Source organism: Acinetobacter sp. YH12096 (assembly GCF_013419215.1).
In the GTDB taxonomy this organism is placed as follows: Bacteria; Pseudomonadota; Gammaproteobacteria; order Pseudomonadales; family Moraxellaceae; genus Acinetobacter; species Acinetobacter amyesii.
This window is the reverse complement of sequence record NZ_VPAM01000051.1, coordinates 1-16,565: the sequence shown is the minus strand read 5'-3', so window position 1 is coordinate 16,565 and position 16,565 is coordinate 1. Positions and strand designations below refer to the sequence as shown.

Below are 16,565 nucleotides of genomic sequence, written 5' to 3'. Positions count from 1 at the left end.
AAAGGTAAGACAGATCTTGGAATAAGAGAATGGGAGTGCATGAGCTGTGGTACAGCTCATGATCGAGATATAAACTCAGCTCTAAACATTCTTGCGCTTGGGCATAAGCGTCTAGCTGTAGGAATCATCCTCTTTTAAGGGGGTGAGGATGTCAAATTTGCTTTCCGCTGTCATATGTTTTTGTTTAGAATCATCCATACCAAAGCGAATAAACAGGCATAGGCATGCAAACGAATATCACTGAACCATCTTCCAGCACAACCTTACAGTATGTGCATTGGTTCCGTCATTCTGCACCCTATATTAATGCGCATCGCAACAAAACCTTTGTCATCATGTTTGATGGTGAAGCGCTGCAACATGAAAATTTTCAACACATTATTCATGATATTGCCTTATTACACTCACTTGGTATTCGTCTAATTTTGGTGCATGGTGCTCGTCCGCAAATCAATCATAATTTACAAAGCAGCGGCATCAAGACACCATTTCATCATCACCGTCGCATCACCACTCGCGAATCCTTACCTGCGGTGATGAATGCCGTCGGTTCCATTCGTCTGCAAATTGAAGCCCTCCTGTCTATGGGTTTAGCCAACTCACCGATGTACGGCGCGCGTATTGATGTGGTCTCAGGCAATTTGGTCACGGCAAAACCGTATGGCATTCGTGACGGTATCGATTTTCAACTGTCTGGTGAAGTTCGTTCCGTCGATATCCATGCGATTCAACGTCATTTAGAGAGCCAAAATATTGTGGTGCTTGGGCCAACAGGTTATTCCACGACAGGTGAAGTGTTTAATTTATTGGCTGAAGAAGTTGCGACCAAAACCGCGATCAGTTTAAAAGCGGATAAGTTGATTTTCTTGGGCAAACAACACGGTTTGCACAATGAACATGGGCAGCTACAACGCGAAATTACACCTCATCAACTTGATCAGCATATTTTGCAATATCAAGATTCTAATCCCGATATTGCCCTGCATTTAAGCGTTGCTAAAGATGCCTCCCTACAAGGCGTGCACCGTGTTCATCTTATTTCCTATGCTTATGATGGCGCATTGATCGAAGAATTGTTCACGCGTGACGGTTCTGGCACCATGATCACTGATGCGCATTATGAAGAAGTGCGTACTGCCGATATTCAAGATGTGGGTGGCTTAATCAATCTGTTACGCCCTCTCGAACAAGAAGGTATCTTGGTTTATCGCTCACGCGAACGTCTGGAAAATGAAATTGGACAATTTGCAGTGATTGAACGTGACGGTACGATTTTGGCTTGCGCTGCGTTATACCCGATTCCTGTCACAGGGAATGAAAAACGCTCTGCTGAAATCGCATGTGTGGCTGTGCATCCAGGTTATCGAAAATCGAATCGTGGCAGCCAAATTTTGCATTATTTAGAAGAAAAAGCGCGAGATTTAGGTATTGAACAATTGTTTATTTTGACCACACGGACAGCGCATTGGTTCCTTGAACAAGGTTTTGAACAAGTCAGTGTCGATGACTTACCGAATGCCCGTCAGGCCTTATATAACTATCAAAGAAACTCGTTAGTTTGTAAAAAGTCACTTTAAAGTGGCTTTTTCTATGCGCTGAATAGCATTATTTTGCATAAGGTTATGCCGAATCCCTTGTCTAGGCTCTCAAATCACTATGCAAGCCACAGAATAACGATATCTATCATTTAAATAACCACAATAAATTAATTAATTTCAATAACTTAAAATAACACTTTGACACATTATATGTTTTTCTAAAATCATATTTTTTCATAACTTTTGCTGATATTTATTTATCTTTTTTCCTGATTTTAAATTTAAGTTTTCTTATTTTTTTCGAAAAAGAAAACTCTTTAGCTTATGTGTTCATAAATCAACAGTTCTGCACATTTAGACCTTTATAGGAGCAACACATGCGTACGCACAAAGCAAAACTTTGGACAAAAACACTTGTACTGTCTACAGCGGTTGTGGGTGCCATGATGATGTCGGGCTGTGGCAAAAAAGAGGCTGAAGAAAATGTCACCTTAAATATTGGTTTCCAAAAATATGGCTTATTGCCAATTTTAAAAGAACGCGGAACCTTAGAAACAGCCTTAAAAAGCCAAGGTGTAAATATCAAATGGGTGGAATTTCCTGCGGGTCCACAGCTGCTTGAAGGGCTCAATGTGGGCAGCGTGTCATTTGGTGAAGTCGGTGAAGCACCGCCTATCTTTGCTCAAGCCGCTCAAACCGATTTGGTTTACATTGCCAACCAACCTGCAGTTCCAAAAGCTGAAGCGTTAATTGTGCAAAAAGATTCGGCTATTCACAGTATTCAGGACTTAAAAGGTAAACGTGTGGCCTTAAACAAAGGCTCAAACGTGCATTACCTGTTGCTCAAGCTGTTGGAAGCCAATCAGCTTAAATTTAGCGACATCAATGTCGTGTATTTACCACCTGCCGACGCACGTGCTGCTTTTGAAAAAGGTGCCGTTGATGCATGGGTAATTTGGGACCCGTTCCTTTCTGCTGCTGAGCATCAACTTAATGCTCGCAGCATTGCCAATGGCGAAAACTTGGTGAAGAACTACCAGTTCTATTTGGCCGATCGTAAATTTGCTCAGGAAAATCCAAAAGTGCTGCAAGCTGTGGTGAATGAGTTGAATTTGACCACGCAATGGGTCTCAAAAAATCAAGACGAAGCGGCCAAGTTACTCGAAGGCAAAACTGGCTTAGGTCTGGATGTACTTAAAACATCTATTTCACGCTTAGGCAATCAAGTGACGCCGATTACTGCACAAGTGGCGCAGGAGCAGCAGCAAGTCGCTGATGCGTTTTATAACGAAAAATTAATTCCCAATAAATTAAATATTGAGTCGGCCATTATCAAATAAGGCGACCACAGCATAAGGGCGATGCCATGCGTATTCTAAGAACATTTTCCATACTGACTTTAGCCACTTTGGGCCTTGGACTCAGTGCCTGCCAAAAACAAGAAACAGCACAGCAGGATGGTGAAAAACCAGCTGAAACAGCCGTAAAAACCTTGGTTATTGGTTTTCAAAAATCAGCCTTAAATTTGCTAGTTGCCCGTGAACAAAAGCTCTTTGAACAACAATTTCCCGGCGCTCACATTGAGTGGAAGGAATTCCCTGCTGGCCCACAAATGTTAGAAGCTCTTGCGGTTGGTGCGGTGGATTATGGCTATGTCGGCAACACCCCGCCTATTTTTGCCCAAGCTGCCAATAAAGACCTCAATTATATTGGCTATGAAGTGGTGCCTGAACAATCGCTCGCTGTCGTGATTCCAGCGGATAGCTCAATCAAAACCATTCAAGAATTACGTGGCAAACGCGTTGCTGTACAAAAAGGCTCGAGTGCGCATGAGTTATTAGCCAAAACTTTAGAAAAAGCCGGTTTGACTTGGAGCGATATCCAACCAATTTGGATTCCACCAGCAGATGCACGTGCCGCATTTGATAAAAAATCAATTGATGCATGGGCCATTTGGGACCCGTTTTTATCTGCTGCGGAGTTGGATGCTCAGGCTAAAGTGCTGATTCAATCTGGTGATTTTCCAAAGACCTATTCATTTTATGTGGCAAATCCAAAAGTTGTTCAAGCGCACCCTGATGCCCCAGCTAAATTTTTAAAGGCCCTAGATGCTTCCGATCAGTGGATTGTGAAGAACCAAAATGTGGCTTTAGAGATTTATCAAAACAGCACTGGGCTGCAAAAGAATATTGCTGCGCAAGCCTTTTCTCGCCGATCTAAACCATCTCCTGTGCGCCCGCTGACACCTGAGGTCATTCAAGCACAGCAAAATATTGCGGACTTATTTAAACAAGTCCAACTGATTCCAAACAACATTCAAGTCCAAAAGCAAGTTTGGACACCTTCATCACATTGATACCCGAGCCATCAAAAATACAAGGAACTGAACATGAAAATTTTCTGGTTTATCCCTACCCACGGTGACAGTCGCTACTTAGGAACAAGTAAAGGTGCACGCCAAGTCGATCATGCCTACATGAAGCAAATTGCAGTAGCGGTGGATAATCTTGGCTATGAAGGCGTTCTGATTCCGACAGGTCGTTCATGTGAAGATCCATGGCTTACAGCTGCAAGCTTGATTGATGCCACTAAAAATTTAAAATTTCTAGTGGCGCTACGTCCGGGGGTGACAACGCCTGCACTGACTGCACGTATGGCTGCAACTTTTGACCGTTTATCTGGCGGCCGTATCTTACTGAACTTAGTTACAGGCGGTGATGAGCAGGAACTCAAGGGTGATGGTGTCTATGAAGATCACGCAACGCGTTACCAAACAGCTGCTGAATACACCACGATTTGGCGTGAAATTTTAACCCGTTCACATACCGGTGAAAGCTATACCTTCCATGGCGAACGTCTGAGTGTGGACGACGCCAAATTACTTTATCCACCGGTACAAAAACCGTATCCACCACTATGGTTTGGCGGTTCTTCAGAGGCTGCTGTTGAACTGGCAACGGATCAAGTTGACACCTATTTAACTTGGGGTGAGCCACCTGCAGCGGTAAAAGAAAAAATTGCAGTGGTGCGTGAAAAAGCCAAAGCCAAAGGACGTGAACTGAATTATGGCATTCGTTTACATGTCATTGTTCGCGAAACCAATGAAGAGGCATGGAAAGCAGCTGAAGAGCTGATCCAATATGTCGACGATGCCACCATTGCAGCTGCGCAAGCCAAGTTCAAAACCATGGACTCTGTTGGTCAACGCCGTATGGCTGAACTGCACAACGGCGACCGTAGCAAATTAGAAGTATCGCCAAACTTATGGGCGGGTGTTGGCCTGGTTCGTGGTGGTGCAGGTACGGCACTCGTTGGTGATCCTGAAACGGTAGCCGCACGTATCCAAGAATATGCCGATCTAGGAATTAGCACCTTTATTTTCTCTGGTTACCCACACCTTGAAGAGTCTATTCGTTTTGCAGAATTGGTGTTCCCACTACTGCCATTGGAAACACGTCAGAAATTGGTTCAACCTAACTTAACAGGCCCATTTGGTGAGATTGTCGCGAACAACTACACCCCAGATGAAAATAAAAAAGCTGAAAAGATTCAGGAGCCGGCCTAATGTCCAAAACTGTTTCTGTTGAAACCTTCAAAGCACCGAAGGTTTCACGTGGAACACAACTCGGGCAGCGTTTGCTGCCTTGGTTGTTTCCTATTGCATTAATTATCGGGTGGCAAATTGCCTCTGTTACAGGGCTGTTAGAAAGTCGTATTTTGCCTGCGCCAAGTGCGGTGGTGGTGGCCTTTTGGAACTTACTGATCAGTGGTGAACTGTGGAAGCATGTTCAAATCAGTGCCGGTCGTGCTTTGGTTGGGCTTTTAGTCGGTGGTGGATTAGGTCTTTTTTTAGGGCAGCTGAATGGTTCATCCAAAACAGCATCGACGCTACTCGATACCACGCTGCAAATGATCCGTAACATTCCTGCTCTTGCCCTGATTCCATTGGTGATTTTATGGTTTGGGATCGATGAATCGGCCAAGCTGTTTTTAGTCGCTATTGGCGTATTCTTTCCCATTTATATCAATACCTATCATGGTATTCGTTCTGTAGACCCTCAACTGATTGAAATGGGCAAAAGCTACGGTTTGAGTGGCTGGCAACTGTATAAAGAAATCATTCTACCGGGGGCGATGCCGTCTATTTTGGTTGGTCTGCGTTTTTCACTCGGGCTCGTTTGGGTTTTGTTGATTGTGGCAGAAACCATTTCTGCACAAGCCGGCATCGGTTATATGACCATGAATGCACGCGAATTTCTACAAACCGATATCGTCTTGGTCGGGATTTTATTGTATGCCCTACTCGGTAAATTAGCCGATGTACTGGCTGTTGCCTTAGAAAAATATTTACTCCGTTGGCACTCGGGTTACCAAAAATAAGGAGCATGTGATGACCGATTTAAGCATAAGCCGTCATGCAGACGACTCAACCCAACCTCAGCGTTCTTCAGTCGAGGATATCAACCCCCATGCGGTGTTGGGCGCAGAGATCCTGATTGAACAACTACACAAATTTTATGGCGATGTTAAAGTCCTTGAGGACCTTGACCTGCATATTCAACCCGGTGAATTCTTGGCGATTGTCGGTCGTAGTGGCTGTGGTAAAAGTACCCTGCTTCGCCTCATCGCCGACTTAGAAAAACCGAGTTATGGCGAAATTAAATTTAAGTCTGCACGTCATATACGTGAAGGCATCACCAGTGATGATATTCGTGTGATGTTCCAAGACCCTCGCCTACTGCCTTGGCGTAGCATTGAGAAAAATGTACAACTTGGTTTAAGCAAAGACCAACACGCCAATGCCACAGCACTCCTCGAAAAAGTCGGTTTAAAAGACAAAGCGGGGCTTTGGCCAACACAGCTATCAGGGGGGCAACGTCAACGTACTGCACTGGCACGTGCTTTGTCACATAAACCACGCATTTTGCTGCTAGATGAACCACTGGGTGCGCTCGATGCCTTAACACGTTTAGATATGCAGAATTTGATTGAAAAACTCTGGACTGAACAAGGGTTTACCGCGATTTTGGTCACGCATGATGTGAGTGAAGCCGTACAGTTGGCAGACCGTATAATCTTGCTTGATAAAGGCCATATTGCCAAAGAATTTAGTGTCGATTTGACCCGTCCACGAAAAAAAGGCATTGAATTTACTGAACTTGAACAACAAGTCTTACAAGCGGTCTTGGCCACTTAAGCTGTACTTGTGCAGGAAATCATCACTTAAACCGTGTGACTTCCTGTCCTATTCAAGAACAATATCGCAACAAAACCATATTTAGCATTGAGGGGAGATTTATCGCCTGTTGACAAATACATCACAAAAATTACGATAAATCATATAAATCCATGACTAAAAATAATGATTTATTTAAATTTCACCCTAAAATGATTATTTGAAATATTATGGTATTCGTCGTATTTATTTGACCGTTGAACAGAATAAACTGCCAAAATTCATAAAATTAGAAACGATGATTGTGCACAAATCTGTTGATTTGCCGTACAATTCAATATTCCCTTTTCATTTTCTTAAAAGAGCTAATGGAACAAAAAAAGAGTACCCAGAAACGCCACCAGTTGCTTAATGCAGCACTGGATGTCTTTTCCCTGTATGGCTTCAATGGCGCCAGCTTGGATGAGATCGCACAGATTGCAGAAATGCATAAATCGAATATTTTCTATTACTATGAAAATAAAGAAGCGCTTTATGTTGAAGTTCTGACAACGGTTCTACAAAAGTGGCTTGCTCCGCTACAAATGTTGGAAGCAGACCTTGAGCCTGAAGAAGCGATCACCAATTATCTATTGCAGAAAATTGAAGTATCTCGTACGCAACCGAAAGCCTCACGTTTGTTCGCACTTGAAGTCATTCAGGGCGCACCACACATTCTTGAAATTTTAAAAGGCCCACTAAAAAAATTAGTTAAACGCAAAGCCAAAGTCATCAGCAACTGGCAAGAGCAAGGTAAAATTTCAAAAGATATTGATCCAGAACTTTTAATTCTGAACATTTGGGCAATTACGCAAAACTATGCTGACTTTGCAACCCAAATGGAAATGGTCACTGGAAAAACCTTACGTAATCGCAGTATGCAACAACGGATTATTCAACATACCGTTCATATGATGCTTTACGGTGTAATTCCACGCCCAGAAAAGTAAATTGAATTGGGTCGAATTGGCATACGACCATAGCATTCTATGGTCGCCGACCGGAATTAGCTAAATGCCTTATTTGACTGTTTGATATAATTTCAATAATTTCTTTGCGCCGAATAATAAATTTTCTTCCCAATCCAGATGTGCTGTGTCATTCGCACCATCGGTAATATATTTTACCGACACAAAGCGAACACCCAGTTTTTTACATACTTTAGCGATTGCGTAGCCTTCCATATCGACAAGATTACACGGTACTTTCGGCAGCCCAGTTTCAAAGCTGTCGCCTGTACCACAAATTCCTTTAGGCAAATGGCTAAACATGCTCTCTGGCTGAATTTCAGCAGGATGATCGGTATCCATCGGCGTCACCCCCACATCAAAACCCAAAGGCGATACATCCATATCCCGTTGTACAAATTGAGCTACTTCAACCAAAGCATGTGCATCAAAATGTGAACTTCCCGCAGTGCCCAAATTCAGCAAAGTATGACATCCGGTTTTTTGAATCACATCAAAGGCTTTAAATGCGGCATTGACTTTACCAATACCACTGTAATGTACTTCAATGCCTGCGGCTTCAAACAAGCCTTTAGATTCACTCGGCAGTGCCATAATTAAAGCGATTTGCTGACGCATAGCGGTCTCCTCAAATTGATGCCTTCATATAGCATACATTTGCACGTGCGCAGAAAAAATCATCTTCAAAAATCACATTGCTCAGAAAATAAATTCCTCACGCAGATTTGAATGCTATCAAATTTGAAATTGCATCGGCCGCTTGCCAATAAAAGACGGTGCCAATTGTTGGTCGTGACGCAAGGCATCTAAAATCTTCTCTAATGCAATATGTGCCATATCCCCTCTCACACTATGCGAATGGGTCATCGGCATATGCTCGATGCCAGCTCTTCGCGCTGACAAAATTTTAATGTCTTGTTTGTTGACCACCCAAGTATAGGCATTCACAGCCGGCATCAATGCCTTAGACAACAATTTTGGAATCGGAAATTTATAACTGACACAGGTATAAACCCGTGACTCATACGGCCCCACAGGGCTAATCAGACTATTAAACACCATGCCCGATGGCTCTCCCCAATGGTATTCCACCAAGGTAATATTCGGCGCGATAAAACTGTCGCGGTGGACCTGTTCAGCACCATGCGGATTGGTCAGCCATGGCATCATGCCGACATCTGCATCATGGTCATGATAGTCAACGACTACTTTGCGCGGCCCGACATCTATGGTGGCATCCACGGCTTTTCCCGACTCTGAACGAAACCAGCCTTCATGGACAAATATGGTATGGGTCACATCCATAATATTCTGTGCAACAGCGCCCATCTCGCCATCATAACTGCCGACCATGTAATAACTGACCCAGCCGGCTTGATCATAAAACGGTAATTTAAATATTTCTGGGCGTTCCTGTTTGGGCTTTTCACCGAGATAAATCCATACCACCCCATCTTGCTCACACACATCAAAACTACGCTGTTTAAAGGGATGCGGTTTTTCTGGAAAAAACTGCCCATTGACACTAGGAATATGCGCCACATGGCCATCGCCCTGATACGACCAACCATGATATGGACATCTCACGCAGCCATCAGTCATTTTGCCCTGAGACAAAGGCACTCCACGATGCACACATTGATCGAGCAATGCTGCGGCAGTTCCATCTTTTTGTCGGAACAGGACAATTTTTTTACCATACAGGGTGGCTGAAAAAGGCTGATCTTTTTTGAGTTCTTTAGAGGTACAAGCAACGTACCATTCTTCTAACAATCCTTTGGCATCATCCCAAAAACTGGTTTGATTACACATAATTCGATCCTTATTTTTATCTTTTTTTTTAATCCATAAGCCTTGCTCTAGCACCTACTACTACAAGCAAGTTTATATCTCGAAGCCAGTTGATCTCTCGAAAATACGCGCAAATTTTATACATGAATGTTTTGCTTGGATAGCAAAATAACGTAACTGCATCACACGCTTGCACAAGCTCTATATTTGTTTGCTGAAATCCGTCAAAGCCAACGCGCTATAGTTTTCTTCAACGGATTTACATTCACCCGACATCATTTAAGATGCGCGCTGAGCATCACAATACGCTTTTAAACACGGAGAAAAAAATAAGCTGCCACGATAAAACCCTTGTATGCTTTTCAGCATCACCAATAACCAAAGCGTACAGAGCAATACTGCAAAAAAAGTACCGAACTGTTGAATAGCGTGTAATTGCGTCTGTTCCGCCAAATGGATGACCGCCAAACTAAAAACGCCGAATGGAAACGTCATCGCCCACCACCCGAGATTAAAGGGTAAATCTCGCAAATGTTTTAGCGTGATGAGTATAGCGATTCCAAACCACCATACACCAAATCCGAGCAGAACAAGGGCTGCAAACACACCGCCTTGAAGCAACACCTGTCCCAAATCAGCCAAATCTACTGCTGTCAAAATACGTGGGGCTTGCTCGCCCAAAAGTAACAGCGCTAAAGCCCCTGTCCCAATCGGTCCTAAGGCCAACCAACTGCTGATCGCCATATCCTTGCTTGGCAATTGATGTAAAGCTAGACGCAGCAACAAGATGCTTAAGATGGCAAATGCTGGAAATACTGAGATTCCCCAAAGCAGATAACTCCCCAGCAAAATATGGACAGCATGAGCCTGTGCAGGTAAATGCGCCAACAATAAACCGCCTGAACTGGCAGCCACCTCGCAAGCCACTATCGGCAATAACCATACTGCGGTCATGCCTTGCAGCGCATGTTGCTGACGACTAAACATCAGAAATGGAACACACCATGCAATCGCTATTGACATCAACACATCGACATACCATAAATATTCAGCCCATGTGATGATGCTCATGCCCAAAAACTCTGTGTATAGCGTGGTGCCAAATTTCAATGCGCCATTGATCAGGGTTGCCAGTGCCATGGGGATCGCCCCAAGAAATAAACTCATCACTGGATGCTGGAAAATCTGCTTGTGGGTACAATATCCATCGGCTGAGATACATCCCACTAAACAATATGAACAACACGATGCTGATCTGCCACAGCGCTGCTCCGAAGGACCACATCCACTGCGGCGCCACCGCTATAGATGGTAAAATGAGGGCCACCACACCTGTGCCCATCACCACCGTAAACCAGTTTGGGGTGAAATGACGAATCAAGTCTTGTTTATGCTGGAGTTGATAAAATGGCATTTTCATCGCATGATGCTCATCAAAATGGAATGTCTATAGTTTAAGCACACCATTAAATAAGAAAAATTGATTAATATTTATTTTTATAATTTATTTTATTGATATTGAATTCATCTCTGCATAAAAAAACTTGAGTAAAAACACAACAACAAGACGAACGCAGAAGATTATGGCAATATATAGCCCTCAAACATTTTCAACAATTGATTCGCCCATGAAGCTGCTCCGTCTGAATGCTTTAGCGCCCCACTTAGAACTCCCCAAAACTGCCGTGACCATTGGCAATTTTGATGGTGTACATTTGGGTCATCAAGCGATGGTCAGCCAGCTCAAAGACATAGCACAGCAACAAAACTTAAAAACAGCTGTGATGATTTTTGAGCCACAACCGCTTGAATTCTTTAAAGCTTATGATGCACCGCCTCGAATCAGTTCACTACGTGAAAAAGTCGAATATTTAACTGAACTAGGCGTCGACTATATTGTGGTGGCGAAATTTGACAATGCCTTTCGTAATCTCAGCGCCGAAGAATTTGCCGATATTTTAAAAAATAAACTCAATACACAAAGTTTAGTTTTGGGCGAAGATCATCACTTTGGCAAAAACCGCCAAGGCAATAGCGAATTTTTACGCCAATACGGCTTCCAAGTCACAGCCCTGCAAAATGTCGAAGTCGATGGCGAACGTGTCAGTTCAACACTGGTTCGTCAGACATTACAAGCAGGCGACCTTGCCCATGCCGCAAAGCTTTTAGGTCGTCCTTATAGCATCACAGGTCGTGTGCAGTATGGCGATCAAATCGGTCGCACGATTAATTTTCCTACCATTAATGTGCGTTTAAACCGTCATAAACCTTGTTTAAATGGCATTTATGCAGTCGATGTCATTTGTGAAACCGAATCTTTAACAGATAAAGTAAAAAACGAAAATGCTGACAAATTAGGGGTTGCAGGTTATGCACCCTCTGCCCTGTTTGGTGCAGGGCATGTTGGTACGCGTCCCGCAATTAAACAGGAACATCCTGAATGGCGATTAGAAGTACATTTTCCTGATGTTTCTGCTAATCTGTATGGCCTGTTAATGCGGGTGACGTTCTTGAACTTTTTACATGGCGAAAAGGACTACCCTTCGCTTGAAGCATTGAAAGCCGGAATTGATGACGACGTCGAAAAACTCCTTGAGTTTCGAGGTCAGCACCCTCATTTCCCCTTTTAAACCCCGATTATTTATTGTAAAACGCGTCAGTCAACGGGCTGATAAATTTGGAAGACAACTTGCATGAGCGATAAGCAAACTCCTGAAAATGCAGTGGATTATAAAGCCACGCTAAACCTCCCAGGTACTGAATTTGCGATGAAAGCAAATCTCGCAGTACGTGAAGCGAAATGGTTAGAAGAGTGGTATGCCGACAACATTTATCAGCAGATTCGTGCATCGCGTATTGGCAAGAAAAAATATGTGCTTCATGACGGCCCTCCATACGCAAATGGCCAAATCCACTTAGGCCATGCGGTAAACAAAGTCCTGAAAGACATCATCATCAAAAGCCGTGTAATGGACGGTTTTGACGCGCCGTATGTGCCGGGCTGGGACTGTCACGGTCTTCCAATCGAACTGAAAGTTGAAGAAAAAGTCGGTAAAGTCGGCGTGAAAGTAGATGCCTCAACTTTCCGTAAAGCATGCCGTGAATATGCTTACACCCAAGTCGAATTACAAAAGAAAGACTTCGTGCGTATGGGCGTATTTGGTGATTGGGACAATCCGTACCTCACCATGAACTTCAAACAAGAAGCCGACATCGTTCGTTCGCTCGGTGAGATTGCCAAAGCAGGCCATATTGAGCCGGGTCTTAAACCTGTGAACTGGTGTTTGGACTGTGGTTCTGCCTTAGCTGAAGCTGAAGTGGAATACGAAGACAAAAAATCAGATGCGATTGACGTTGGTTTTAGCGTTGTTGATTTAGCTGATTTATCTGCACGCCTAGGTGTTACAGTTAGCGATTCTACAGATATCGTGATCTGGACAACTACGCCTTGGACCATGCCTGCCAACCAAGCGGTTGCTCTACACGCTGAGCTTGAATACCAATTGGTGAAAGCAACTGGCGAAGACAAAGCAGCGCAAAACTTCATCCTTGCAAAATCATTAGTTGAATCTGCAACTCAGCGTTATGGTTTTAACGCAGTAGAAGTGATTGCTGAATTTGCTGGTGCAAAACTTGAAAATCTAGTACTACAACATCCGTTAATTGCTGAACGCCAAGTGCCAGTGATTTTGGGTGAGCATGTCACAGACGGCAGTGGTACAGGTGCTGTGCATACCGCGCCAGGCCATGGTGTGGACGACTATAAAGTTGGCTTACAGTACAACCTGAAAGTCGACAATCCAGTTGGCGGCAACGGTGTATATTTACCGACTGCGCCAATTTTTGCAGGCGAACACATCTACAAAGCCAATCCAAAAATCATTGCTGCTTTAACCGAAGCAGGCAAACTTTGGGCACATGTGGTGATCAAACATAGCTACCCACATTGCTGGCGCCATAAAACACCGATTATCTTCCGTGCAACACCGCAATGGTTCATCAGCATGGATGCAAAAGGTTTACGCCAAGGTGCATTGAACGCGATTGAAAATGACATCAGCTTCGTACCGGATTGGGGTAAAAACCGTATCCAATCGATGATTGAAGGTCGTCCAGATTGGTGTATCTCACGTCAACGTACATGGGGCGTGCCAATTCCATTCTTCGTGCATAAAGATACCAACGAACTTCACCCGCGTACCCCTGAGCTAATCGAAGAAGTCGCGAAGCTGATTGAACAAGAAGGTATTGACGGTTGGTATAACCGTGATGCGTCTGAGTTTATCGGTGCAGATGCAGAGCAGTACAATGCAGTTCGTGACACTCTAGACGTTTGGTTTGACTCTGGAACAACACACTTTGCAGTACTTCGTGAACGTGAAGAATTGCAAGACCCTGCTGACTTGTACCTTGAAGGTTCTGACCAACATCGTGGCTGGTTCCAATCTTCATTGTTAACATCTATGGCGATTAATAACCGCGCACCTTACAAAGGCTTATTGACTCACGGCTTCGTTGTGGACGAAAAAGGCCGCAAAATGTCGAAGTCGATCGGTAACGTGATCACTCCGCAAGACATCATTAAAGACATGGGTGCAGATGGCCTACGTTTCTGGATTGCGTCTGCAGACTACCGTTATGAAATGACTGCAGGTAAAGAAATCTTCAGCCGTGCATCAGATGGTTACCGCCGTATCCGTAATACGTTGCGTTTCTTGTTGGCTAACTTGAATGGCTTCAAACCATCGACTGATGCTTTGCCTGTCGATCAATTGATCGCACTGGATCAATACATCTTGCAACGTGCTGCGGAAGTACAAAAAACTATTAAACAAGCTTATGAAGATATGAACTTCCATATCGTGACTAGCGCATTGACCAACTTCTGTATTAATGACTTGGGTGGTTTCTATCTCGACATCATCAAAGACCGTCAGTACACCACCAAAGCAGACTCAGCAGCGCGTCATTCTGCACAAACGGCGTTGTATCACTTGGTTCAAGCCTTTGTCCGTTGGATGTCTCCTATCTTGAGCTTTACCGCACAAGAAGCTTGGCCGTTGATTCCAGAGCAATCTGAGAAATATGTATTTACTGCGGAGTGGTATGACATTCCTGTAGCCTCTACAGCGAATCTGGTGACTGAAGCTGAATGGCAAACCTTGATCACCGTCAAATCTGCAGTAAACAAGTTTATTGAAGCTGCACGTACTGCAAAAACTGTGGGTTCAAACTTGTCTGCCAAAGTTGAACTTTGGGCCAATGCTGAACTGAAAGCTGTTTTAGACAAATTCGGTGAAGAACTGCGTTTTGTCCTCATCACCTCTCAAGTGATTGTTAATGAATTTGACGCAGCACAAGGCGAAGCCTCTGACCTTGACGGTTTAAATGTCAAAGTCTCTGCTGCTGACGGTGAAAAATGTGCACGCTGCTGGCATGTACTGCCCGATGTGAATACACATCACGAACATCCAGGTCTTTGTTCTCGTTGTATTATTAACCTTCCTACAGGTCAAGGCGAAGAGAGAAAATATGCCTAATCCACAAGAAAAAAAGGGCTTCTTTCAATTCTACCCACACAATTTAGTGTGGGTGGGCTTATCCATTGTTGCCATTATTTTGGATCAATGGACCAAATGGATTGCAAGTACACATCTGAACTACGCAGATCCTGTACCTGTCATGCCCTTTTTAAATTGGACATTACTACATAACTATGGCGCTGCCTTTAGTTTCTTGTCCGATGCCGGTGGATGGCAACGTTATTTCTTTACTTCACTCGCAGGACTTGTGTCTGTCATTTTTGTATTTTGGCTCATGCGTATGCCAAAAAACGTGAAAGTCCTTCCGATTGCCATTGCCCTGATTTTAGGCGGCGCAATCGGTAATTTAATTGACCGCGTATCTTTAGGCTATGTGGTGGATTTCATTCACGTGTATTACAACAACAGCCACTTTCCTGCATTTAATATTGCAGACAGTGCCATTACTTTAGGCACGATTCTGCTTCTTATCGATACGTTTTTCTTAGAAAAACACCGAATTCAACGTGCGGAAGCGCAAAATGACTGATTTTATCAATCCTAACGAGGAAACTCGTATTGAAGAAGGTTCTAAAGTAGAGCTTCACTTTTCTGTTGCTATTGAAAATGGCGTAGAAATTGACAATACCCGTAGCCGTGCTGAACCTGTCAGCCTTGTCATGGGTGATGGCAGCTTATTACCGGGTTTTGAGAAAGCTTTATTCGGTTTACGTGCAGGTGACCGCCGTACTGTGAGCCTTCCTCCTGAAGATGCTTTTGGTCCATGGAACCCGGAAAACGTACAAAAATTTGATACCGTCAAATTTGAGCAACGTCCTGTTGAAGGCCATATGATTGAGTTTGAAGATAAAGCCAAACAAAGTCTGTATGGGGTGATCAAAACTGTAGGTGAAGACATTACCGAAGTGGATTTCAACCACCCTCTAGCCGGTAAAAATATCACCTTTGAAGTTGAAATTTTCAAAGTGACCCCTGCCGGTCAACAAGGCGTGAAACTGATCTAAGTTTCAGCAAATGAAAGCTCCTTCGGGAGCTTTTTTTTATCACTATTTTTATAACTATCAATCGACTCGATACATTTTCTGTATATGCAACGGACCGAATTCATATTAATTTAATGCAAGACTTTAAAACAAGACGGGAAATAAGATGAAACTTCATATTATTGTCGGCAGTGTCCGCGAAGGCCGCACGGCAATTAAGATTGCCAACTGGCTACTTTCAGAAATCGAAAGCTATGACTACAGTACCGTAGAAACTGAAATTGTCGATTTAAAAGAATGGGATCTGCCTATTTTTGCAGGCGCACATCCACCATTAACCGGGATTTATGACCAACCCAAACAACAAGCATGGGCAGTTGACATCCTCCCCCCCTTAAAAGCATAGGTATCTACACATTTTTTATAAATTGAATGCGATCTGAGCAATCGCATTCAGCTCATCAGACGAATACTCTGACAACAACTGAAGAGTGTTCAATAGTATTGAAAGCCCTGCCAGTATGGCA

14 protein-coding genes and 2 pseudogenes are annotated in these 16,565 nt (G+C 43.6%); 13 read left to right on the top strand and 3 right to left on the bottom strand.

The window, feature by feature from the left end; genetic code table 11:
• From FTU36_RS15515 to FTU36_RS15480, 8 genes are all read left to right on the top strand, one after another.
• Window positions 1-138: zinc ribbon domain-containing protein (locus FTU36_RS15515; protein ID WP_180009613.1), on the top strand; the 138-nt coding region annotated here is incomplete at its 5' end.
• Window positions 139-224: 86 nt separating this feature from the next.
• A complete protein-coding gene (gene argA, locus FTU36_RS15510) occupies window positions 225-1,577 on the top strand; it encodes an amino-acid N-acetyltransferase (protein ID WP_180065999.1) in 1,353 nt (450 codons plus the stop codon).
• Window positions 1,578-1,915: 338 nt separating this feature from the next.
• A complete protein-coding gene (locus FTU36_RS15505; RefSeq protein ID WP_180107182.1) occupies window positions 1,916-2,878 on the top strand; it encodes a sulfonate ABC transporter substrate-binding protein in 963 nt (320 codons plus the stop codon).
• 26 nt (window positions 2,879-2,904) lie between these two features.
• Window positions 2,905-3,894 (top strand): aliphatic sulfonate ABC transporter substrate-binding protein, encoded by a 990-nt coding sequence (locus FTU36_RS15500; protein ID WP_180118473.1) that lies wholly within the window; start codon window positions 2,905-2,907, stop codon window positions 3,892-3,894.
• Between the two features lie 33 nt (window positions 3,895-3,927).
• A complete protein-coding gene (ssuD, locus tag FTU36_RS15495; protein ID WP_168379803.1) occupies window positions 3,928-5,103 on the top strand; it encodes an FMNH2-dependent alkanesulfonate monooxygenase in 1,176 nt (391 codons plus the stop codon).
• Window positions 5,103-5,918 (top strand): aliphatic sulfonate ABC transporter permease SsuC, encoded by an 816-nt coding sequence (ssuC, locus tag FTU36_RS15490; RefSeq protein ID WP_180118471.1) that lies wholly within the window; start codon window positions 5,103-5,105, stop codon window positions 5,916-5,918. Before ssuD ends, ssuC begins: the two co-directional genes overlap by 1 nt.
• 10 nt (window positions 5,919-5,928) lie before the next feature.
• The gene (locus FTU36_RS15485; RefSeq protein ID WP_180027319.1) at window positions 5,929-6,735 is read left to right on the top strand and encodes an ABC transporter ATP-binding protein; all 807 of its coding nucleotides are present in this window, start codon (window positions 5,929-5,931) and stop codon (window positions 6,733-6,735) included.
• A 347-nt stretch (window positions 6,736-7,082) separates the two neighbouring features.
• Window positions 7,083-7,703 (top strand): TetR/AcrR family transcriptional regulator, encoded by a 621-nt coding sequence (locus FTU36_RS15480; protein ID WP_078190649.1) that lies wholly within the window; start codon window positions 7,083-7,085, stop codon window positions 7,701-7,703.
• A 69-nt stretch (window positions 7,704-7,772) separates the two neighbouring features.
• Here the strand turns inward: FTU36_RS15480 and FTU36_RS15475 are convergent, their stop codons facing one another.
• From FTU36_RS15475 to FTU36_RS15465, 3 genes and pseudogenes are all read right to left on the bottom strand, one after another.
• Window positions 7,773-8,339: a 5'-nucleosidase gene (locus tag FTU36_RS15475; protein WP_111886021.1), complete on the bottom strand. Its 567-nt coding sequence runs from the start codon at window positions 8,337-8,339 to the stop codon at window positions 7,773-7,775.
• A 117-nt stretch (window positions 8,340-8,456) separates the two neighbouring features.
• The gene (locus tag FTU36_RS15470; RefSeq protein WP_180118469.1) at window positions 8,457-9,533 is read right to left on the bottom strand and encodes an aromatic ring-hydroxylating dioxygenase subunit alpha; all 1,077 of its coding nucleotides are present in this window, start codon (window positions 9,531-9,533) and stop codon (window positions 8,457-8,459) included.
• 258 nt (window positions 9,534-9,791) lie between these two features.
• A pseudogene (locus FTU36_RS15465) lies at window positions 9,792-10,932 on the bottom strand (TDT family transporter).
• A 208-nt stretch (window positions 10,933-11,140) separates the two neighbouring features.
• Between FTU36_RS15465 and ribF the strand changes: the two are divergent.
• From ribF to FTU36_RS15440, 5 genes and pseudogenes are all read left to right on the top strand, one after another.
• A complete protein-coding gene (gene ribF / locus FTU36_RS15460) occupies window positions 11,141-12,142 on the top strand; it encodes a riboflavin biosynthesis protein RibF (protein WP_168379800.1) in 1,002 nt (333 codons plus the stop codon).
• Between the two features lie 63 nt (window positions 12,143-12,205).
• On the top strand, window positions 12,206-15,052 hold the full coding sequence (ileS, locus tag FTU36_RS15455) for an isoleucine--tRNA ligase (protein ID WP_180118467.1): 2,847 nt from the start codon (window positions 12,206-12,208) through the stop codon (window positions 15,050-15,052).
• Window positions 15,045-15,584: a signal peptidase II gene (gene lspA / locus FTU36_RS15450; RefSeq protein ID WP_078190655.1), complete on the top strand. Its 540-nt coding sequence runs from the start codon at window positions 15,045-15,047 to the stop codon at window positions 15,582-15,584. Before ileS ends, lspA begins: the two co-directional genes overlap by 8 nt.
• On the top strand, window positions 15,577-16,059 hold the full coding sequence (locus tag FTU36_RS15445) for a peptidylprolyl isomerase (protein ID WP_111886016.1): 483 nt from the start codon (window positions 15,577-15,579) through the stop codon (window positions 16,057-16,059). The genes lspA and FTU36_RS15445 overlap by 8 nt, the downstream gene beginning before the upstream one ends.
• A gap of 145 nt (window positions 16,060-16,204) precedes the next feature.
• Window positions 16,205-16,414: pseudogene (locus tag FTU36_RS15440) on the top strand (NADPH-dependent FMN reductase); the annotation flags it as partial.
• Window positions 16,415-16,565 lie beyond the last annotated feature (151 nt).

Coding starts and splice junctions, on each gene's coding strand:
- FTU36_RS15485 (WP_180027319.1), top strand. CDS start 5,929: ATGACCGATTTAAGCATAAGCCGTCATGCAGACGACTCAACCCAACCT.
- ileS (WP_180118467.1), top strand. CDS start 12,206: ATGAGCGATAAGCAAACTCCTGAAAATGCAGTGGATTATAAAGCCACG.
- lspA (WP_078190655.1), top strand. CDS start 15,045: ATGCCTAATCCACAAGAAAAAAAGGGCTTCTTTCAATTCTACCCACAC.
- FTU36_RS15505 (WP_180107182.1), top strand. CDS start 1,916: ATGCGTACGCACAAAGCAAAACTTTGGACAAAAACACTTGTACTGTCT.
- FTU36_RS15500 (WP_180118473.1), top strand. CDS start 2,905: ATGCGTATTCTAAGAACATTTTCCATACTGACTTTAGCCACTTTGGGC.
- ssuC (WP_180118471.1), top strand. CDS start 5,103: ATGTCCAAAACTGTTTCTGTTGAAACCTTCAAAGCACCGAAGGTTTCA.
- FTU36_RS15445 (WP_111886016.1), top strand. CDS start 15,577: ATGACTGATTTTATCAATCCTAACGAGGAAACTCGTATTGAAGAAGGT.
- argA (WP_180065999.1), top strand. CDS start 225: ATGCAAACGAATATCACTGAACCATCTTCCAGCACAACCTTACAGTAT.
- ssuD (WP_168379803.1), top strand. CDS start 3,928: ATGAAAATTTTCTGGTTTATCCCTACCCACGGTGACAGTCGCTACTTA.
- FTU36_RS15480 (WP_078190649.1), top strand. CDS start 7,083: ATGGAACAAAAAAAGAGTACCCAGAAACGCCACCAGTTGCTTAATGCA.
- FTU36_RS15475 (WP_111886021.1), bottom strand. CDS start 8,339: ATGCGTCAGCAAATCGCTTTAATTATGGCACTGCCGAGTGAATCTAAA.
- FTU36_RS15470 (WP_180118469.1), bottom strand. CDS start 9,533: ATGTGTAATCAAACCAGTTTTTGGGATGATGCCAAAGGATTGTTAGAA.
- ribF (WP_168379800.1), top strand. CDS start 11,141: ATGAAGCTGCTCCGTCTGAATGCTTTAGCGCCCCACTTAGAACTCCCC.